The 19,290-nt window shown below is 73.0% G+C and carries 20 protein-coding genes; 10 read left to right on the top strand and 10 right to left on the bottom strand.

Translation table 11 applies throughout. The features are described from left to right. Positions 1–2: 2 nt before the first annotated feature. Complete coding sequence (locus ACIA79_RS01695) at positions 3–914, bottom strand: LysR family transcriptional regulator (protein ID WP_399425987.1); 912 nt, start codon at positions 912–914, stop codon at positions 3–5. A gap of 275 nt (positions 915–1,189) precedes the next feature. On the opposite strand from ACIA79_RS01695, the gene ACIA79_RS01690 reads away from it, so the two are divergent. The 3 genes from ACIA79_RS01690 to ACIA79_RS01680 all read left to right on the top strand — a co-directional run bounded on the left by ACIA79_RS01690 (position 1,190) and on the right by ACIA79_RS01680 (position 5,570). After that, complete coding sequence (locus ACIA79_RS01690) at positions 1,190–2,695, top strand: hypothetical protein (protein WP_399425985.1); 1,506 nt, start codon at positions 1,190–1,192, stop codon at positions 2,693–2,695. A gap of 227 nt (positions 2,696–2,922) precedes the next feature. Continuing rightward, complete coding sequence (locus tag ACIA79_RS01685; protein ID WP_399425983.1) at positions 2,923–4,221, top strand: AAA family ATPase; 1,299 nt, start codon at positions 2,923–2,925, stop codon at positions 4,219–4,221. Next, positions 4,218–5,570: a VWA-like domain-containing protein gene (locus ACIA79_RS01680; RefSeq protein WP_399425981.1), complete on the top strand. Its 1,353-nt coding sequence runs from the start codon at positions 4,218–4,220 to the stop codon at positions 5,568–5,570. Before ACIA79_RS01685 ends, ACIA79_RS01680 begins: the two co-directional genes overlap by 4 nt. Here ACIA79_RS01680 and ACIA79_RS01675 read toward each other — a convergent pair. Together ACIA79_RS01675 and ACIA79_RS01670 are read right to left on the bottom strand one after the other, a co-directional pair. Continuing rightward, positions 5,563–5,847, bottom strand: a complete 285-nt coding sequence (locus tag ACIA79_RS01675) for a DUF397 domain-containing protein (RefSeq protein WP_399425979.1) — start codon at positions 5,845–5,847, stop codon at positions 5,563–5,565. The genes ACIA79_RS01680 and ACIA79_RS01675 overlap by 8 nt on opposite strands. Further along, positions 5,829–6,668, bottom strand: a complete 840-nt coding sequence (locus ACIA79_RS01670; protein ID WP_399425976.1) for a helix-turn-helix domain-containing protein — start codon at positions 6,666–6,668, stop codon at positions 5,829–5,831. The genes ACIA79_RS01675 and ACIA79_RS01670 overlap by 19 nt, the downstream gene beginning before the upstream one ends. Positions 6,669–6,785: 117 nt before the next feature. Between ACIA79_RS01670 and ACIA79_RS01665 the strand changes: the two genes are divergently transcribed. The 4 genes from ACIA79_RS01665 (at position 6,786) to ACIA79_RS01650 (ending at position 8,966) form a co-directional block, all read left to right on the top strand. Continuing rightward, a complete protein-coding gene (locus ACIA79_RS01665; protein ID WP_399425974.1) occupies positions 6,786–7,016 on the top strand; it encodes a hypothetical protein in 231 nt (76 codons plus the stop codon). Then, complete coding sequence (locus ACIA79_RS01660; RefSeq protein WP_399425972.1) at positions 7,016–7,231, top strand: hypothetical protein; 216 nt, start codon at positions 7,016–7,018, stop codon at positions 7,229–7,231. Before ACIA79_RS01665 ends, ACIA79_RS01660 begins: the two co-directional genes overlap by 1 nt. Before the next feature lie 107 nt (positions 7,232–7,338). Continuing rightward, positions 7,339–8,085 carry a DNA repair protein RecO gene (gene recO / locus ACIA79_RS01655; protein WP_031070279.1) on the top strand — a complete coding sequence of 249 codons (747 nt, stop codon included), beginning with the start codon at positions 7,339–7,341 and terminating at the stop codon, positions 8,083–8,085. 26 nt (positions 8,086–8,111) lie between these two features. Then, complete coding sequence (locus ACIA79_RS01650) at positions 8,112–8,966, top strand: isoprenyl transferase (RefSeq protein WP_399425970.1); 855 nt, start codon at positions 8,112–8,114, stop codon at positions 8,964–8,966. 80 nt (positions 8,967–9,046) lie between these two features. Here the strand turns inward: ACIA79_RS01650 and ACIA79_RS01645 are convergent, their stop codons facing one another. The 4 genes from ACIA79_RS01645 to ACIA79_RS01630 all read right to left on the bottom strand — a co-directional run bounded on the left by ACIA79_RS01645 (position 9,047) and on the right by ACIA79_RS01630 (position 12,239). Then, complete coding sequence (locus tag ACIA79_RS01645) at positions 9,047–9,475, bottom strand: Fur family transcriptional regulator (protein WP_031070275.1); 429 nt, start codon at positions 9,473–9,475, stop codon at positions 9,047–9,049. A gap of 82 nt (positions 9,476–9,557) precedes the next feature. Next, entirely contained in the window at positions 9,558–10,451 is an 894-nt protein-coding gene (locus ACIA79_RS01640; RefSeq protein WP_399425969.1) for a metal ABC transporter permease, read from the bottom strand. A 2-nt stretch (positions 10,452–10,453) separates the two neighbouring features. Further along, entirely contained in the window at positions 10,454–11,221 is a 768-nt protein-coding gene (locus ACIA79_RS01635; protein WP_399425967.1) for a metal ABC transporter ATP-binding protein, read from the bottom strand. Positions 11,222–11,252: 31 nt separating this feature from the next. Beyond that, positions 11,253–12,239, bottom strand: a complete 987-nt coding sequence (locus ACIA79_RS01630; RefSeq protein WP_399425965.1) for a metal ABC transporter substrate-binding protein — start codon at positions 12,237–12,239, stop codon at positions 11,253–11,255. Between the two features lie 144 nt (positions 12,240–12,383). On the opposite strand from ACIA79_RS01630, the gene ACIA79_RS01625 reads away from it, so the two are divergent. After that, positions 12,384–13,766 carry a glycine--tRNA ligase gene (locus ACIA79_RS01625; protein WP_399425963.1) on the top strand — a complete coding sequence of 461 codons (1,383 nt, stop codon included), beginning with the start codon at positions 12,384–12,386 and terminating at the stop codon, positions 13,764–13,766. A gap of 116 nt (positions 13,767–13,882) precedes the next feature. On the opposite strand, the gene ACIA79_RS01620 is transcribed toward ACIA79_RS01625, so the two are convergent. Continuing rightward, positions 13,883–14,470 carry a TetR/AcrR family transcriptional regulator gene (locus ACIA79_RS01620; RefSeq protein ID WP_399425961.1) on the bottom strand — a complete coding sequence of 196 codons (588 nt, stop codon included), beginning with the start codon at positions 14,468–14,470 and terminating at the stop codon, positions 13,883–13,885. Positions 14,471–14,512: 42 nt separating this feature from the next. Continuing rightward, complete coding sequence (locus ACIA79_RS01615) at positions 14,513–15,532, bottom strand: aldo/keto reductase (RefSeq protein WP_399425959.1); 1,020 nt, start codon at positions 15,530–15,532, stop codon at positions 14,513–14,515. A 251-nt stretch (positions 15,533–15,783) separates the two neighbouring features. Between ACIA79_RS01615 and ACIA79_RS01610 the strand changes: the two genes are divergently transcribed. Further along, positions 15,784–15,963 carry a DUF6243 family protein gene (locus ACIA79_RS01610; RefSeq protein ID WP_399425957.1) on the top strand — a complete coding sequence of 60 codons (180 nt, stop codon included), beginning with the start codon at positions 15,784–15,786 and terminating at the stop codon, positions 15,961–15,963. Positions 15,964–16,412: 449 nt separating this feature from the next. Here the strand turns inward: ACIA79_RS01610 and ACIA79_RS01605 are convergent, their stop codons facing one another. After that, complete coding sequence (locus tag ACIA79_RS01605; RefSeq protein WP_399425956.1) at positions 16,413–17,834, bottom strand: MFS transporter; 1,422 nt, start codon at positions 17,832–17,834, stop codon at positions 16,413–16,415. Positions 17,835–17,891: 57 nt separating this feature from the next. Between ACIA79_RS01605 and dusB the strand changes: the two genes are divergently transcribed. Continuing rightward, positions 17,892–19,031: a tRNA dihydrouridine synthase DusB gene (dusB, locus tag ACIA79_RS01600; protein ID WP_399425954.1), complete on the top strand. Its 1,140-nt coding sequence runs from the start codon at positions 17,892–17,894 to the stop codon at positions 19,029–19,031. The last annotated feature ends 259 nt before the right edge of the window (positions 19,032–19,290 follow it).

The following is a 19,290-nucleotide window of genomic DNA, read 5'->3' as shown; positions in this document are numbered from 1 at the left end:
GTTCAGGCGCCCGGCGGCGCCGCCCGCGGCTCGTCCGCCGCCGCGCAGAGGGTCTCCACGAAGGCGCGCACCCGCGCGGTGTCGCCGCCGGCCGGCCACAGCAGTCCGTACTCGACCGGGGGCGCGTCCCGGAACGGCACCCACACGACGTCCGGCCTGGCGTAGTAGCGCTCGGCGCGCGCACAGGAGGGCGACACCCCCTTGCCCGCGCCGACCAGCGCCAGCACCTCCGGCCAGTAGGTGGCGGCCGGTCCCTGGGTGATGGGCGCCCCGGCCGGGGTCCGCCGCGGGTAGTGGAAGTCGAGCCAGTAGTGCGGCATGTCCCCGCACAGCGTCACCAGGGTCGTCCGGGCGAGGTCCTCGACCGACACCGACGCATGGGCCGCAAGCGGGTGCCCCCGGGGCACGATCAGCACCCGGCGCTCGGCGAACAGCACCGGGCCGGCGGTGAGGTCGGGTTCGTCGTGCGGCCGCTCGGTCAGCTGGAGGTCCACCTCGCCCCCGCGGACCGGCCCGAAGGGGTCGAAGAGCTGCACTTCCCTGATCCGGACCTCGCAGTCCGGGTACTGGAGGTGGAAGGTGTCGGCGGCCCGCAGGATGAGCTCGGCCGCCATGGGGCTGGAGTAGCCCACGATCAGCACACCGGTGATCCCGCGCCCCGCGGAGACCGCCCGCGCGACCGCGCGCTGGATCTGCCGGTGGGCGGGGAGCAGGTCGTCCCGCAGCTGCCTGCCCACCTCCGTCAGCGCCACGTGCCGGCTTGTGCGCTCGAACAGCGGCACGCCGATGCGCCGCTCCAGCTTCTTGATCGTCTGGCTGACCCGGCCCTGCGCCAGCCCCAGCCGCTCCGACGTCCGCCGGAAGTGCAGCTCCTCGGCCAGCGTCAGGAACGTCTCGATCTCATGCCGCTCCACCGCCGCTCCCGGTTGGTGAGTGTGGATCACCGATCGTAGAACAGTTCACTCTTGATCCACCGGGCCCGCAGGCCGAACATGGACCTGTCAACCGGATCCCCACCCGCTGACCGCGCCATGCATGACCCGCGCCCCCGCCCCGCCGGCGGGGGCGCACCCGCTTCCGGGGCGGCGGAACAGGACTGACAGATCATCACCGCCATGCTTATGATGCCCGGGATGAAGACCTTCTCCTCGTACGGATTGGGGGAATCGTCCGCGCAAGGTGAGTGCTGATGGCACCTCACTTCGCGCACACGATTCCGACCCGCCTGTTGATGTGGCAGCGCGTACGCGAGTACGCCGTGCCCCTGTCCATGATCGAGACCGCGACCGCACGGCGTGCGGCCGGTGACTGGGCCGGCGCCTGCGCCGCCGCCCGCATCGATGCCGACCTCGATCCACGCGCCGTGCGCGACCGCCACGGCACCGAGCTCGCCGCCCGCCTCACAGCGGACCTGCGCCGGCTGGCGCCGGATCTGCTCCGCTGGCACATGCCCCGGATCGCCCCCGACGGGCGGCTCCGGCCCGGCCTCACGATCACCCTGGCCCGCTACCGGACGTCCGGTGCCGCACCTCTGCACCTGGTGGTGCGGACCCCGCCGGCCCGGGCGGACGCCGGACAGCGGATGTCCCTGGCGCTGTGGGAGGGCTCCGGCACCACCGGGCACGGACCGCACCCGCACCCGCACCCCGACCGGCGTTTCCGGCTCGACCTGCACCGGCACCTCTGGGACGCCGGGTGCAGCGGCGACCTGACGCGGCGGTGCGGTGCGGACCGCGGGCCGTACACCACGGCTCCGCCGGGCCTCCCCAACCTGCCGGACCGGCCCGGCGGTCACGACGACGTGTGGGCGTGGTCGCGGTGGGCCGCCGAGGCCGAACTGCTGCTGCGGGCCGAGGGGCTGCCCCGCGGGGCCTTCACGGTGCGGCTCGGGGCGCGCAGCCGCGCGGTGCTCGAACTCGTCGCCCCCGACGACAGCCACGCGCCGGTGTTCCGGCCCCTGCGGGAGGAACTGCCGCCGCAGCGGGTCGCGGAGCTGCCGGTGCTGCCGGAGGCGGCGGCCCGGGTCCTCCCGGACCTGGAACTGCTGCGCGCGGGGCTCGTCACGGCCGACCGGCTGCACCCGCTCGTCGCCGCCGCTCTGACGGGGCCGGGCGCGGCGGCGCTGCCCGGCGCGGCACCGCACGCCCGCAGCGCCCCCGCCCCCGCCTCCGGTGACCCGCACCGGGTGGAGTGCCGGGGCGAGGTCCACCGGATCGCGCTGCGGGACGGGGTGCTCACGGCGGTCGACCACGACCCGGCCCAACTCCGGCGCGAGGAGCTCCTCGTGGCGTTCGGCGGCCCGCCGCTGCCCTGCCTGCGCGCGATCGACGCGGTGCACCGTGACCCGGAGGCCCTGCCCGCGGTCCGGGAGCGGCTCGGCCACGGCGACGTCGCCGGGGCGCTGGCCGTGGTCGAAGCGCTGCTCGGGCCCGCGGCGGTCCTCCGTGACGGGCCGCTCAAGGAGGCACTGGAGTCGGCCGCGGCCCGCCGCGTCGACCACGGGCTGTTCCGCGCGGGACTCGTCCCCGTGCACCCCGCCGCCGGTACGGGGGAAAGCGGCGCGGGAGGCGGCGGGGCCTCGGGCGCGGGCCGCGTCGAGCCGGGCCACCGCCCCCGGCTCGACCGCCGCACGCCTCTCGTCCTGCGCCGCAAGCGCGGCATGCGGGCCCGGCCCCGCACCGGCCTGACCCTCTGACCCCCCCCGTTGACCCGCCGGCCTGCTGACCCGGTGACCCGTTGACCCGCCGGCCTGCTGAGCGGGCCTCCGGCCGACCCGTACGTACGCCGTCCGGGCGGCCGGCCGGCCCCTCCGATCCTGCCCGTTCGCCTTCCGTGCCCCGCCCGCGCGCACGCGCCGCACGCCCATGACCTCCCGGGACGGGCCGACCCGTCCCCCTCCGACACACACCCAGGTGATCACCCATGACCTCCGGCACCCTCCTGCCCGCCGCCCCCTCCGCTCCCGCCCCCGCCGCTCCCGCCGGCGCTTCGCCGGCCGGCAGCCGGCTCGCCCTCGCCGGCGACCTGCTGGCCCTCCTGCGCACCACCACCACCGAGCCGCGCCCCGACGAGCAGCTCGAAGCGCTCACCCTCGCCGTCGCGGCCGACCTGCCCGTGCTGCTGTGGGGTGAGCCGGGCATCGGCAAGACCGCGGCCCTGACGCAGCTCGCCGCCTCCCTCGACCTGCCGCTGACCACCGTGATCGCCAGCGTCCACGAGCCGACCGACTTCTCCGGGCTGCCCGTCGTGGGCGACGACCCGGAGGTACTCGGCGTGCCGATGGCACCCCCTCAGTGGGCCGTGGAGCTCGTACGGGCCGGGCGGGGGCTGCTCTTCCTGGACGAACTGTCCACCGCCACCCCGGCCGTCCAGGCCGCACTGCTCCGGGTCGTCCTGGAGCGCAGGGTCGGGTCGCTGCAACTGCCGCCCGGGGTGCGCATCGTGGCCGCCGCCAATCCGCGCGCGTCGGCGGCGGACGGGTGGGAGCTGAGCCCGCCGCTGGCCAACCGGTTCGTGCACCTGTACTGGGTGCACGACCGGGAGGTGGTGGTGCGCGGGCTGGGCGGGGTCTGGCCCCGTGCGGAGCTGCCCCGGCTGGCACCGGAGCGGCTGACGGAGGCGGTGGCCTTCGCCCGGCGCGCGGTCTGCGGCTTCCTGGAGGCCCGGCCGACGCTGATCCACCGGCTGCCGACCTCCGAGACGCGGCGCGGCGGTGCCTGGCCCTCGCCGCGCAGCTGGGAGGCCGCGCTGACCCTGCTCGCTTTCGGCACGGCGGCCGGCGTCTCCCGGGAGGTGCTGGCGCTGCTGGTGCGGGGGGCGGTCGGGGACGGGCCCGGGCTCGAACTCCTCGCGCACCTGGACCGGATGGACCTGCCGGACCCCGAGACGCTGCTGGCCGATCCCGCCGCCGCCGAGCTGCCGGAGCGGGGCGACCTGCGCCAGGCCGCGCTGGAGGCGGTGGTCGCCGCCGTCGGGGCCCGCCCCGAACGGGCGCGGTGGGAGGCCGGCTGGGCCGTCCTCGTCCGGGCGCTGGAGACCGGCGCCGCCGACCTGCTGGTCGCCCCGGCCACGGCGCTGGCCGCGCTGCGGCGCGACGACTGGGAGGTGCCGGAGGCCGTGGAGCGGCTGACGTCGGTGGTGGGCCTGGCCCGGCGCGCCGACCGGTCGGTGGAGCGGGCCGCGGCCGCCGCCGGCTCCCGGCGCACGGTGGCGGGCCGATGACCGGCCCCGCCAAGCGCCCGGGGCCACGGCCGCTGCCCCGCCCGATGCTCCCGCCCGCACCGCCGCGCCCGGCACGGGCCGGCGTGCCCGGCCCGCCGGCCGCCCCCGGCGGGCCGCACGACCGGCCCGGCCTCCGGCTGGACAGGGAGAAGCTGCTGGCCGCCCGGCTGCACGCGGTCAAGGTCCGCCCCTACCTGGCCGCCGCCCTCTTCGCGCTGCACGTGGTGGAGGACCGCTCGGTGCCGACGATGGCGGTGGACGCGCACTGGCGCTGCTACGTCTCACCCGGCTTCGTGGAGCGCACCCCGGTGGGCGACCTGGCGGGCGTCTGGGTGCACGAGGTCTCCCACCTGCTGCGCGACCACCACGGACGTGGCGAGCGGTGGGCGCGGGAGCACGACGAGCACGGGCCGGGCGAGCGGCTGCGCCGGAACATCGCCGCCGACTTCGAGATCAACGACGACATCTACGGTGACGGCCTGCCCCGGCCCGCCGGAGCGGTGCTGCCGTCGCTGCTGCGGCTGCCCGAGGGACTGCTCATGGAGGAGTACCTGCGTACGGCGTCGATGTCCGGGCTCACCGCCGACCTGGCCTGGCTGGACTGCGGCAGCGGCGCCGACGGGCACCACCGGCCGTGGGAGCTGGAACCCGACGGAGCGCACGGGCTGAGCCGCCAGCAGCAGGACGCGGTCCGCTTCCGGGTCGCCGAGGGCATCAAGGGCCGGCCGGGCGAGGCTCCGGACGGGTGGCGCCGGTGGGCGGAGGAGGCGTTCCATCCGCCGCAGCCGTGGCGCCAGTTGCTCGGGGCGGCGGTCCGCTCGGCGGCCGGTGCGCCCGGAGCGGGCGAGAACCACACCTTCCGCCGCCCGTCCCGGCGCTCGGCCGCCGTCCCCGGCGTGGTGCTGCCGAGCCTGCGCCGTACGCCGCCCCGGGTCTGCGTCGTGATCGACACCTCCGGGTCGGTGAGCGACGCCGAGCTGGGCAGCGCCCTGCTGGAGGTGGCGGCGATCTCGCGGGCGGTGGGCGGCCGGCGCGACCTGGTCTCGGTGATCTCCTGTGACGCGGCGGCCGGAGTCGCCGTCCCGCTGTGCCGGGCCGAGAACATCGAGCTGATCGGCGGCGGAGGGACGGACCTCCGCTCCGGTTTCGACCGCGCCCTGCGCTCGCGGCCCCGCCCGGACGTGATCGTCGCCCTGACGGACGGCCAGACCCCGTGGCCCTCGGCGCAGCCGCCCTGCCGCACGGTCGTCGGTCTCTTCCCCCGCCCCGCCCGCGCCGTGGACGAGGAGGACCCCGATTACGTCCCGGACGCCCCGCCGCCGTGGGCGCGCGTCGTCACCATCAGCTGAGCGGGCCGTGACCGAGGCTGCGCACGAAGGTCTGCCACGCCGGTCCCGTGACCATGAGCACGGGACCGGCCGGGTCCTTGCTGTCCCGCACGGGGACGAGACCGGGCACGTCGTCGCGGACTTCGACGCAGTCGCCACCTTCGCCGTTGCTGTACGAACTCTTGCGCCAGGGGGCGGCGCCGGGGAAGCCGTACGCCACCTCGACGCAGTTGCCGCCCTCGCCGTTGCTGTAGGAGCTCTTGCGCCAGCGGGCGGTGCTCAGGTCGTACTCGCGCATGGTCTGTAGTCCTCAGCCGCCGACTCGATCAGGGCCAGGGACGCCTCCGGCGACAACGCGGCGACCCTGACCAGATCGTAGGCGCGCTGTGCCCGCTTCACCACCACCGGATCGTCCAGCAATGAACCCGAAAACGACGTCTCCGTATACGCGGTGGGAGGCGCGTCCTCGAACTCCATCAGGCGTAGAGATCCGTCCATGGAGGCGTGCGCTCCTGCCGTGCGGGGGAGCACCGTCACCAGCGCGGTGCGCTCGCGCGCCAGCGCCGCGATGTGCTCCAGCTGCACCGCCATCGCCCCCGGGCCGCCCACCGGGACGCGCAGCACGTTCTCGTGCAGGGTCACCCAATACTCGGGCCGTGTAGCGTCCGTGAGGATCCGCGCCCGTTCCAGCCGGGCGGTCACCTTCTCCTCCACGTACTCCTCGGGGACGAACGGATTGGCCGCGACCGTGACCGCCCGCGCATACGCGGCCGTCTGCAGCAGCCCCGGCACCACCGTGGGGGCGAACTCGCAGATCCGCGTGGCGAGCGCCTCCAACTCCGCGACGGCCCGGAAATATTCCGCATACGGCGAACCATGGATCAGCTTCCGGCACATCCGCTCGAAAAAACCATCGGTTTGCAGCACTTCATCGATCCGCTGCGCCACGTCGATCTGCGGTTTCCGGATGGCCTGTTCGAATTGACCGATGTATCCGCCGGAGACGAACACCCGCTGGCCCAGCCCCTGTTGCGTCATTCCGGCGGCTTCCCGGCGGCGCTTGAGCTCCGTGCCGTAGAACTCCCATGCGGCCTGCCGTGACGACCCTGCTTTGGCCATGGATTAACTCCCCTGTGCAGCCGCGCGCTTGTAGCGCTCGCGCATCTGCCGATGTTACGGATGCGGCCCCACCATGGGGGCAGAAAGCGCGAAATGGATTCGGAAAGGACAGGGTCGGTGAAGGAAGAAGCGAAGCGGTCGTCGGCGGGAACCGTCGAAGTGGCGAAGGAGGCGGTGGCGGAATTGCGTGCGGCGCTCGAAAGGGTGGGAATCAAGCTTCCGTCCCTGGGGTTGGACCCCGTCACCTGTGTCGCGGAGCCGCCGCGGCCGCTGGTCGAGCTGGGACGTTGCACGGTGGAGACGGCACGCCGCCTGGCGGCCGTCCTGCCGGGGGAAGGGAGCCGGTGATGAACCTGCCGGTCGGGTCGTACGTGGTGGAGATCAGCAGCGGGCGCGTGGGGCGCGTGATGGGGCACGTGGGCCCCTACCTCCAGCTGAGACCCTTCGGGGGCGGGCGCGAGTGGGAGTGCCCGCCGGAGGGGGTGCGTCCGGCGACGGACTCGGAGCGGCTCAGAGCGGCGACGGCGTACGCGAACGCGCGCAGCCGCGGAGAGGTGCCGTGATGCTCCGGGGCCCGTCCGCCCCGCCGCCCCGGTCCGGTACGCCGGGCCCTTCCCGCGCTGCGGGGGACCGTGCCGCCCTCACCCGCCGCGTACGGGAGAATGGGCCCATGACCCTGTTCCGCGACGACGGCATCGTGCTGCGCACCCAGAAGCTCGGCGAGGCGGATCGCATCATCACGATCCTGACCCGCGGGCACGGGCGCGTGCGGGCCGTCGCCCGGGGCGTGCGGCGGACGAAGTCGAAGTTCGGGGCCCGGCTGGAGCCGTTCTCGCACGTCGACGTGCAGTTCTTCGCGCGGGGCAGCGAGCTCGTCGGGCGCGGACTGCCGCTGTGCACGCAGAGCGAGACCATCGCCCCGTACGGCAGCGGGATCGTCAGCGACTACGCCCGCTACACGGCGGGGACGGCCATGCTGGAGACCGCCGAGCGGTTCACCGACCACGAGGGCGAGCCGGCGGTCCAGCAGTACCTGCTGCTCATCGGCGCGCTGCGGACCCTCTCGCGCGGTGAGCACGCGCCGAACCTGATCCTCGACGCGTTCCTGCTGCGGTCCCTCGCGGTCAACGGCTACGCGCCGTCCTTCGAGGACTGCGCACGGTGCGGGATGCCCGGGCCGAACCGGTTCTTCTCGGTCGGGGCGGGCGGGGTCATATGCGGTGACTGCCGGGTGCCCGGCAGCGTCGTACCCTCTGCGGAGGCCGTAGGCCTGCTGAGCGCGCTGCTGACCGGGGACTGGGAGACGGCGGACGCGTGCGAGCCGCGCCACGTCCGGGAGGGGAGCGGACTGGTGTCCGCGTATCTGCACTGGCACCTGGAGCGGGGGCTGCGCTCCCTCCGGTACGTGGAGAAGTGAAGACGAGGAAGTAGGAGATGGAGCGCATGGCACGACGCGGATTCCTGGGCCGGTCCCGCCGCGACTACAAGCAGCCCGAGCCGCACCCGTCGGGCGCGCGCCCGCCGAAGATCCCCGGCGAACTGGTGCCCAAGCACGTGGCGATCGTCATGGACGGCAACGGCCGCTGGGCGAAGGACCGCGGCCTGCCGCGCACCGAGGGCCACAAGGTCGGCGCCGAGCGGGTGCTGGACGTGCTCCAGGGCGCCGTCGAGATGGGCGTCGGGTCGATCTCGCTGTACGCCTTCTCCACCGAGAACTGGAAGCGCTCGCCGGACGAGGTCCGCTTCCTGATGAACTTCAACCGGGACTTCATCCGCAAGACCCGCGACCAGCTCGACGAGCTGGGCATCCGGGTGCGCTGGGTGGGCCGCATGCCCAAGCTGTGGAAGTCGGTGGCCAGGGAGCTCCAGATCGCCCAGGAGCAGACCAAGGACAACGACCGGCTGACGCTGTACTTCTGCATGAACTACGGCGGGCGGGCGGAGCTCGCGGACGCCATGCAGAAGATCGCGGAGGACGTGAAGGCGGGGAAGCTCGACCCGTCGAAGGTCAGCGAGAAGACGATCCAGAAGTACCTGTACTACCCGGACATGCCGGACGTCGACCTCTTCCTGCGGCCGAGCGGCGAGCAGCGCACCTCCAACTACCTGCTGTGGCAGAGCGCCTACGCCGAGATGGTCTTCCAGGACGTGCTCTGGCCCGACTTCGACCGCCGTGACCTGTGGCGGGCGTGCCTGGAGTTCGCCCAGCGCGACCGCCGCTTCGGCGGCGCGATCCCGAACGAGGAACTGCTGGCGATGCAGGGCCGCCCGGAGGGCGACGCCGGGCCCGCGGCCTGACCCGGCGTCCCGGAGCCCGGAACGCAAGAAAAGGGGCCCGCGTCCGGTGCGGACGCGGGCCCCTCCCTTTCCCTCACGCCTCAGGCGCCGCTCTCCAGGGTGGCCGCGCACTCCGTGCAGGTGCCGAAGATCTCCACGGTGTGCGCCACGTTCACGAAGCCGTGCTCGGCCGCGATCGCCTCCGCCCACTCCTCGACGGCGGGGCCCTCGACCTCCACCGCCTTGCCGCAGACGCGGCACACCAGGTGGTGGTGGTGCTCGCCCGACGAGCAGCGGCGGTACACCGCCTCGCCGTCGCTGGTGCGCAGTACGTCGACCTCGCCCGCGTCGGCGAGCGACTGCAGGGTGCGGTAGACCGTGGTCAGCCCCACCGAATCGCCGCGGTGCTTCAGCATGTCGTGCAGCTCCTGCGCGCTGCGGAACTCGTCCACCTCGTTCAGCGCCGCCGACACGGCCGCTCGCTGCCGCGTCGACCGGCCGCGCACGCCGGTAGGTCCAGCCGTCGCCACAGGTGCCTCCTTAGCCTCGGCCCGCTCGAAAGTCCGTCGGGCCATTCTGCCAGGCCGCCCGGCGGGGCCCGGCAGACCGTGCTCAGCCCTTCGTCACCTCGGCGTCCCGCGCCGGGGCGACCTCCAGGTCGCAGCTCTCCGGATCCCGCCGTTCCGCCGCCCGCGCCCGCCGCCGGGCCAGCGGGGTGGCCAGGGCCGTCAGCGAGATGAACACCGCGATCGCCAGCAGCACGATCGTCGCGCCCGGCGGCACGTCGTTGTAGTACGTCGTGACCGTGCCGGCCAGCGTCACACCCGTACCGATCAGCACCGCGACGACGAACGTCGTGCGGAAGCTGCGGGTGAGCTGCTGCGCCGCCGCCACCGGGACCACCATCAGCGCGCTGACCAGCAGCAGCCCGACGACCCGCATCGCGACCGTCACGGTCACCGCGGCGGTGATCGCGACCAGCAGGTTCAGCGTGCGCACCGGCAGGCCGGTGACCCGCGCGAACTCCTCGTCCTGGCTGACCGCGAACAGCTGGCGGCGCAGCCCGAGGGTGACCAGCAGCACGAACGCCGCCAGCACGCAGATCGCGACGACGTCCTCGTCCGACACCGTCGACAGGGAGCCGAAGAGGTACGACAGGAGGTTGGCGTTGGAACCCGTCGGCGACAGGTTCATCAGCATCAGGCCGCCCGCCATGCCGCCGTAGAAGAGCAGCGCCAGCGCGATGTCGCCGCGCGTGCGGCCGTACGTCCGGATCAGCTCCATCGTGACCGCGCCGGCGACGGCCACCAGCGTCGCCATCCACACCGGGTTGGCGGACATCAGGAAGCCCAGGCCGACGCCGGTCATGGCGACGTGCCCGATGCCGTCGCCCATCAGGGCCTGCCGGCGCTGCACCAGGTGGATGCCAACGGCGGGCGCGGTGATGCCGACCAGGACGGCCGCGAGGAGCGCCCGCTGCATGAAGGGGTCGGTGAGGAGGTCCATGATCAGGTCAGCAGTCCCGTGCGGAGCGGCTCGTCGGCCGCGTGCGGATGTACGTGGTCGTGGCCGGGCAGCGCGTGCTGGCCGACGGCCCGCGGCGGGGGCCCGTCGTGGACGACGCAGCCGTCGCGCAGCACGACCGCGCGGTCGATGAGCGGCTCCAGCGGGCCCAGCTCGTGCAGGACGAGCAGCACGGTCGTGCCGCCCGCGACCTGCTCGCGCAGGGTCGTGGCGAGGACCTCCTGGCTGGCCAGGTCGACGCCCGCCATGGGCTCGTCCATGATCAGCAGGTCGGGCTCCGAGGCGAGGGCCCGGGCGATCAGCACGCGCTGGTGCTGGCCGCCGGACAGGGCGCCGACGGAGTCCCTGGCGCGGTCCGCGAGCCCGACCACCTCCATGGCGCGCTCCACGGCCGCCCGGTCGGCCCGCGACGGCCACTTCAGCTTCGTCCGCGACAGGCGCCCGGAGGACACCACCTCACGGACGGTGGCGGGCACGCCGCTGGCGGCGGTGGTGCGCTGCGGTACGTAGCCGACGCGCGCCCAGTCGCGGAAGCGCTTCAGCTCCGTACCGAAGAGGGAGACGGACCCGCCGGTGAGGGGGACCTGTCCGATCACCGAGCGTACGGCGGTCGACTTGCCCGAGCCGTTGGCGCCGAGCAGGGCGACGACCTCACCGTGGTCCACGGTGAGGTCGACGCCGCGCAGAACGGGGCGGGAGCCGAGCGTCGCGGTGGCCGAGCGGACGGATATGACGGGCTCGCTGATGCTCACGTCGCTGCCTCCGTTGCGTGCGTGGTGCGGATCACTTGGCGCCGAGGGCCTTCCGCAGCGCGGCGAGGTTGGACTCCATGACCTCGATGTAGTCGGTGCCCTTGGACTTGTCCGTGATGCCCTCCAGCGGGTCCAGGACGTCCGTCCTCAGGCCGGCGTCCCCGGCGAGGGTCTTCGCGGTCTTGTCGCTGGCGAGCGTCTCGAAGAAGACGGTGGTGACCTTCTCCCGCTTCGCGGTGTCGCGCAGCTCCTTGATCCGGGCGGGGCTCGGCTCGGACTCGGGGTCCACGCCGGAGATGCCCTCCTGGTCCAGCTTGTACCGCTCGGCGAGGTAGCCGAAGGCGGAGTGCGTGGTGATGAAGGTGCGGGTGGTGGTGTTCTTCAGGCCCTGGTCGAACTTCCCGTGGAGGGCGTCGAGCTTCTTCACCAGCTCCGCGGTGTTCTTCTTGTAGTCGGCCGCGTGGTCGGGGTCGGCCTTCTCCAGGGAGGCGCCGACGCCCTTGGCGACCTCGGTGTACTTCACCGGATCCAGCCAGATGTGCGGGTCGGCGCCGGCCTCGCCCTCGCCGTGCTCGTGTCCGGCTTCCTCGTGTCCGGCCTCTTCGTGACCGTGGTCGCCGCCGGTCGCGGTGCCGTGTTCCTCCAGCTCGGTGAGGGTCGCGGCGTCGACGGTGTGCTCCACGCCCGCCTGCTGGATCGCCTCGTCGACGGCGGGCTGGAGGCCCTTGAGGTAGAGGATGTAGTCGGCCCGGCCGAGCTCGCGGATCTGGCTGGCCTTGAGCTCCAGGTCGTGCGGCTCGACGCCCGGCTTGGTGAGGGTGTTGACGGTGACGTGGTCACCGCCGATCTGCTCGGCCAGGAACTGCATGGGGTAGAAGGACGCCACCACGTCCAGCTTGCCGTCCTCCTTCGACCCCGCGGCGCCGGAGGGGCCGGAGCAGGCGGAGAGCGTGACCGCGCCGAGGGTCGCGGCGGCCGCGAGGGCGGTGGTGGATATCAGGCGGCGTCGTACGTTCATGGGATTCATTTTCAACAAAAGTGGAAACGATTGTCAACAAAGGTGGTATGTGGCCCCAGCCACCCACCGATTTGATCCCAGGGCACTGCGCGCCGCTAATCTGAAGCATTCGCCGTTCGTCGTCACCGTAATGAAGAGAGCACCGTGGCCGCCGACAAGATCGACACCATCGTCAGCCTGAGCAAGCGCCGTGGCTTCGTCTACCCCTGCAGCGAGATCTATGGCGGACAGCGTGCCGCCTGGGACTACGGGCCGCTGGGTGTCGAGCTGAAGGAGAACATCAAGCGCCAGTGGTGGCGTTACATGGTCACCTCGCGCGAGGACGTGGTCGGTCTCGACTCGTCGGTGATCCTGGCCCCCGAGGTCTGGGAGGCCTCGGGCCACGTCGCCACCTTCACGGACCCGCTGACCGAGTGCACCTCCTGTCACAAGCGCTTCCGCGCCGACCACCTGGAGGAGGCGTACGAGGCGAAGCACAACCGCCTCCCCGAGAACGGCCTCGCGGACGTCAACTGCCCCAACTGCGGCAACAAGGGCCAGTTCACCGAGCCCAAGCAGTTCTCCGGCCTGCTCTCCACGCACCTCGGCCCGACGCAGGACTCCGGCTCCGTCGCGTACCTGCGGCCCGAGACGGCCCAGGGCATCTTCACCAACTTCGCCCAGGTGCAGCAGACGTCGCGCCGCAAGCCGCCCTTCGGCATCGCGCAGATGGGCAAGTCCTTCCGGAACGAGATCACTCCGGGCAACTTCATCTTCCGCACGCGCGAGTTCGAGCAGATGGAGATGGAGTTCTTCGTCAAGCCGGGCGAGGACGAGCAGTGGCAGGAGTACTGGATGGAGCAGCGCTGGAACTGGTACACCGGCCTGGGTCTCCGTGAGGAGAACATGCGCTGGTACGAGCACCCCAAGGAGAAGCTCTCCCACTACTCCAAGCGCACCGCCGACATCGAGTACCGCTTCCAGTTCGGCGGCAACGAGTGGGGCGAGCTGGAGGGCGTCGCCAACCGCACCGACTACGACCTGACCGCCCACTCCAAGGCGTCGGGCACCGACCTGTCGTACTTCGACCAGGAGGCCGGCGAGCGCTGGACGCCGTACGTCATCGAGCCCGCCGCCGGTGTCGGCCGCACGATGCTGGCGTTCCTGCTCGACGCGTACAACGAGGACGAGGCGCCGAACGCCAAGGGCGTCATGGAGAAGCGCACCGTCATGCGCCTCGACCCGCGCATCGCGCCGGTCAAGGTCGCCGTCCTGCCGCTGTCCCGCAACCCGCAGCTGTCGCCGAAGGCCAAGGGCCTCGCGGCGGACCTGCGGCAGAACTGGAACATCGACTTCGACGACGCCGGCGCCATCGGCCGCCGCTACCGCCGCCAGGACGAGATCGGCACGCCGTTCTGCGTGACCGTCGACTTCGACACCCTCGACGACAACGCGGTGACCGTGCGCGAGCGCGACACCATGAAGCAGGAGCGCGTCTCCCTGGACCAGATCCAGGGCTACCTCGCCAGCCGCCTGATCGGCTGCTGAGTCCCGCACCGCGCAAGCCCGAAGCCCCCGGCTCCTCTCGGAGGACCGGGGGCTTCGGTGTGTGCGGGGTGGGCGCCTGAGCGGGTGGGCGCCTTCTCCTGCGCCGGGGGCGCGGGTCAGCGGCGCAGGCCGCGCAGCAGCAGGGCGACGACCGCCTCGAAGGCCTCGTCGATGCCCGGGTCGCTCCAGTCGGCGGCGTGCACGGGGTCGTGGAAGCGGTCCGTGGCGTCGAACACCGCGCGGGCCGTGGTGGTCCAGCCGGTGCCGGGGTCCGCGAACTCGCCCTGCGCATGGCCGTCCTCGAGGATCCGGGCGATCTGCCCGACCAGGTGCTCCACATGGCGGGCCACCACGTCACTGGCCTCGCCGATCAGCACCTCGTACGTCGCGAACAGCTCCGGATCGCCGCCCGCCTTGCGGCGCTTGGCCGCGAACAGTGCCGACAGCCAGTCCGTGAGCCGCCCGGCCGCCGGTCCCGGCCCCTCGGCGAAGGGGGCGAGCTCCGTCACCGTCCGCTCCAGCCAGCGCTCGGTGACCGCCTCGCGCAGCGCCGCCTTGGTGCGGAAGTGGCGGTAGACGCTGCCGTGGCTGACCCCGAGGGCCCGCGCCACGTCGACCACCGTCGCCTTGCCCGGGCCGTAGCGGCGCAGCACCTCCTCGGTGGCTTCGAGGATGCGGTCGGGGGTCAGGGCATCGGTGCTCATGGACAGTGAAGGTACCCCGGCGGGGCCGGGGGCGTTCCGAAGTCAGCGCTCACTGTCCAGGTGTGCCATCTGGGCCGCCGGGTAGCGCTCGCCGGCCACCGCGTCCGCCGGGACGGCCTGCTCGACGGCGGCCAGGTCGTCCGCGGTGAGCAAGACGTCGAGCGCGCCCAGCGCCTCGGCCAGCCGGTCGCGGCGGCGGGCGCCGATCAGCGGGACGATGTCCTCGCCCCGGGCCAGCACCCACGCGATGGCGGTCTGGGCGACGGTGGCGCCCCGCTCCTCGGCGACCTCGCGCAGCCGGTCCACCAGGTCCAGGTTGCGCCGCAGGTTGTCGCCCTGGAACCGAGGGCTCATGCCGCGGAAGTCGCCGGGCGGGAGCGCGCGGTCGCGGGTGAAGTGGCCGCTGATCAGGCCGCGTGAGAGCACGCCGTACGCGGTGATGCCGATGCCCAGCTCGCGGGCGGTCGGCAGGATCTCGTCCTCGATGCCCCGCGAGACCAGCGAGTACTCGATCTGGAGGTCGGCGATCGGCGCCACGGCGGCGGCCCGGCGCAGGGTGTCGGCGCCGACCTCGGACAGGCCGATGTGCCGCACGTGCCCGGCCTCGACCAGCTCGGCGATGGCGCCGACGGTCTCCTCGACCGGTACGGCCGGGTCGACCCGGGAGAGCCGGTAGACGTCGATGTGGTCGGTGCCCAGGCGCTGGAGCGAGTACGCCGCGAAGTTCTTCACCGCGTCGGGACGGCCGTCGTACCCGGTGAAGCCGCCCTCGACGGTCCGCAGGGCCCCGAACTTCACGCTGAGCACGGCCCGCTCGCGCGCCGCGGGACCGGCGGTGCGCAGCGCCTCGTTGATCAGCAGCTCGTTGTGGCCCATGCCGTAGAAGTCGCCGGTGTCGAGCAGCGTGACGCCGGCGTCGAGGGCGGCGTGGAGGGTGGCGATCGACTCGGCGCGGTCGGCCTCGCCGTACAGGGCGGACATGCCCATGCAGCCGAGGCCCAGTGCCGAGACACGCGGGCCGGTGGTCCCGAGGGGGCGGGAGGGGAGGGTGCGGGAGGTCATGGGTCTCTCCTGGAGCGGTACGGAAGGGGGACGCAATGACAAGTATGTGCTGTCGACTGACAGATTTCAATATCTGTCAGTCGTTCGAGGGGAGAGGGGGTGAAAAACCTGGTGCGGAATGCCGCCGGGCCGGTTAGCGTCGGGGGCATGTGGCTCTTCCAGATCTACGAGTGAGCGTGCGGCGGGCCGTGTGCGACGCCCGCCCTCCCCGTCAGACCATGCGATCGACTCAGCACGATGGGAGAACACCCGTGGCCAAGAGCCGTAACAACCTTCTCGGTGTCGGCGGACAGCGCCGGAAGCTGTCCAAGGGGGACCAGCAGGGTTCCGCCCCGGCCCGCGCCGCCGACCGCAGGGCGGCCGAGGACCAGAAGCAGGAGCTGGTGCGCAGGATGCGCGAGCGCGCCCAGGGCCAGCAGCAGGACAGCTGACCGCACGACAGCCGGCCGCACCACGCGGCGCGGGCCGGCTGACCCCGGGACGGCCCGCCGGGACACCGGCCGGCACCGGCCGCCCCGCCGGGACGGGTGACCGCGGCGGCCGTCCCTCCGAACGGCGCACGGCGATATGTCGCACGGCGCACGGGCAGGGCCCGGACCGCCCCCTCGCGGGGTGGTCCGGGCCCTCGCCGTTCCGGCACCCGCGGGCGGGGGAAACCGGTACGGGCCGCCGGGCGGGCGCGGGTGCCCCGCCGGCAGGGGACCGCATCGGCAGGAGGCCCGTCGCCGGCCGGGCTCGGTGCCTCGTCCGGACGGACCCGGGCGCCATGCCCGGCGGGCGCGGGTGCCCCTCAGGAGGGACCTGGGCGCCATGCCCGGCCGGCGCGGGTGCCTCCGTTGCGGTGCCGGTGCGGGTGGCCCGGTCGGTGCGGGTGCCTGGTTCAGGCGTCGGTGCGGGCCGAGGGGCGGGCGGCCTCCTTCAGGCGGCGGGCGGTCCGCTCCGCCGTGCCGCGGGCCCAGGCGCCGCTCGTCGCCGCGCCCACCGCGAGGACGCTCAGGCCGCAGGCCGCGACGATCCACCAGGCCGGGCGGCTCGCCGCGGCGAAGCCCTCGGCGCGGAAGGCCGGCGAGACCCCGGAGGCCAGGACGGTGCCGATGACCGCGACGCCCAGCGTCTGCCCGATCTGCCGGCTGGTGGAGGCGACGGCCGCCGCGACACCGGCCTGCTCGCGGGGCATGCCGGCGACCGCAGTGTCGGTGATCGGCGCGTTCACCATGCCGAAGCCGAGACCGAAGAGCACGTACCCGGTGAACAGGAGGGGTGTGGAGCTCTCCGCGCCGAAGGCGGCGAACAGCACCCCGCTCGCGGTCATCGCCACCCCGGCGACCAGCAGCGACGGGCGGGGTCCGAAGCTGCCGACCAGCCGTCCCGACAGGGGCGCGCACACGAAGGTCAGCGCCGCCATAGGCAGCATGTGGAGCCCGGCCTCCAGGGCGTCCATCCCCCGCACGTCCTGCAGGTAGAGGGTGTTGAGGAAGAGGAACCCCGCCAGCGCGGCGAACGCGCAGACGGCGATCACCGTGGCCCCGCTGAAGGGCGCGCTGCGGAAGAACCGCAGGTCGACCAGCGGCTCCGGGCGCCTGGGCTCGTACACCAGGAGGCCGAGGAGCGCGAGCACGGCGAGAGCGGCCACGCGGGGGTCCGACTCGATGATCGCGTACGTGAGCGAGCCGAGCAGCACGATCACCAGCAGCTGTCCGACCGGGTCCGCGCGGCGCGGGCGCGGGGCGCGGGACTCGGGGACGTACCGGAGGGTGAGCAGCAGGGCGGTGAGACCGATCGGGACGTTGAGCCAGAAGATCGCGCGCCAGCCGACGGTGTCGGTGAGGACGCCGCCGACCAGCGGGCCCGCCGCCATGGAGATCCCGACGACACCGCCCCAGACGCCGATGGCGCGGGCCCGTGCGCGCGGCTCGGTGAAGGTGTTGGTGATGATCGACATGGCGACCGGGTTCAGCATGGAGCCGCCGACGGCCTGCACCATGCGGAAGGCGACGAGGGCGGTCAGATGCGGGGCGAGGGAGCACAGCACCGAGCCGAGGGTGAAGAGCACCAGCCCGGTGACGAAGACCTTGCGGCGGCCGATCCGGTCGGCGGTGGAGCCGGCGAGCATGAGGAGCGAGGCCAGGACGAGCGTGTAGGCGTCGATCGTCCACTGCATCCCCGCCACGCCGGCGCCGAGCTCACGGCGCAGGGAAGGCAGGGCCACGTTCAGGACGGTGTTGTCCAGGCTGACGATCAGCAGGCTCATGCAGCAGATCGCGAGGACCAGCAGCCGCCGGCGGTGGGTGAGCTCGGCCATGTATTCAAAGTACGCCTAACTAACGACCCGCTCCGGGCGTGGGTGACAATGGGGGGCATGACCGCGTTCAGTCCCCTCGCCATCGGGCCGCACGTCGTGCAGCCGCCGGTGGTGCTCGCCCCCATGGCCGGCATCACCAATGCCCCTTTCCGTACCCTGTGCCGCGAGTTCAGCGGCGGCAAGGGGTTGTTCGTAAGCGAGATGATCACGACGCGGGCGCTGGTCGAGCGCAATGAGAAGACCATGCAGCTGATCCACTTCGACGCGACGGAGACGCCCCGGTCGATCCAGCTGTACGGCGTCGACCCGGTGACCGTCGGCAAGGCGGTCCGGATGATCGTCGACGAGGACCTCGCGGACCACATCGACCTCAACTTCGGCTGCCCGGTGCCCAAGGTCACGCGCAAGGGCGGCGGGTCCGCGCTGCCGTACAAGCGGCCGCTGCTGCGGGCCATCCTGAACGAGGCCGTGGGCAACGCCGGGGACCTGCCGGTCACCATGAAGATGCGCAAGGGCATCGACGACGACCACATCACCTACCTGGACGCGGGCCGGATCGCGGTCGAGGAGGGCGTCACGGCGATCGCCCTGCACGGGCGCACCGCCGCCCAGCACTACGGCGGTACCGCGGACTGGGACGCCATCGCCCGGCTTAAGGAGCACGTCCCGGAGATCCCGGTGCTCGGCAACGGCGACATCTGGTCCGCCGACGACGCGCTGCGGATGATGCGCGAGACCGGGTGCGACGGTGTCGTCGTCGGCCGCGGCTGCCTGGGGCGCCCGTGGCTCTTCGGCGACCTGGTCGCGGCCTTCGAGGGCACCGGGGCGCCGGCCACGCCGACCCTGCGCGAGGTCGCGGATGTGATGGTGCGGCACGCGCAGCTGCTGGGGGAGTGGATCGGGGACGAGACGCGGGGCGTCATCGACTTCCGTAAGCACGTCGCCTGGTACCTGAAGGGCTTCGCCGTCGGGTCCGAGATGCGCAAGCGGCTGGCCGTCACCTCGTCGCTGGATGAGCTGCGCGCTCAGTTGAGCGAGCTCGACCTGGATCAGTCCTGGCCGGTGGGTGCGGACGGGCCTCGGGGGCGCACTTCGGGCAACAACCGGGTCGTCCTGCCGGACGGGTGGCTGAAGGATCCGTACGACTGCGGGGCGGTCGTCGGCGCGGAGGCGGAACTGGACACATCCGGCGGCTGACGTGCGACGACGGGCGTCCGGCCGGCCCGGCGGACGCCCCGCGGGAGGGGTCCCGCCAGGGGGCCGGGAGGGTCCGGATGCTGGAATACGGCCGGTTCGGACGGCGTGATTCTCGCCACCCCTGATAGGGGTTGCGCTCAGATGAGCGCCGGACGAGCGGCTGCACTTTTCAAAGGGTGGCACTGAGTGCCACCCTTTATGCGTTCAAGACTTGAACTCACTTGCCCTGAGGTGTGCTCAGGTGAGCGCGTAGGGCCAG

Origin of the sequence: Streptomyces sp. NPDC051310 (assembly GCF_044455245.1) — a bacterium.
Classification (GTDB): Bacteria; Actinomycetota; Actinomycetes; order Streptomycetales; family Streptomycetaceae; genus Streptomyces.
Note: the sequence above shows the minus strand (reverse complement) of the source record. Positions and strands in the feature narration are given on the sequence as shown.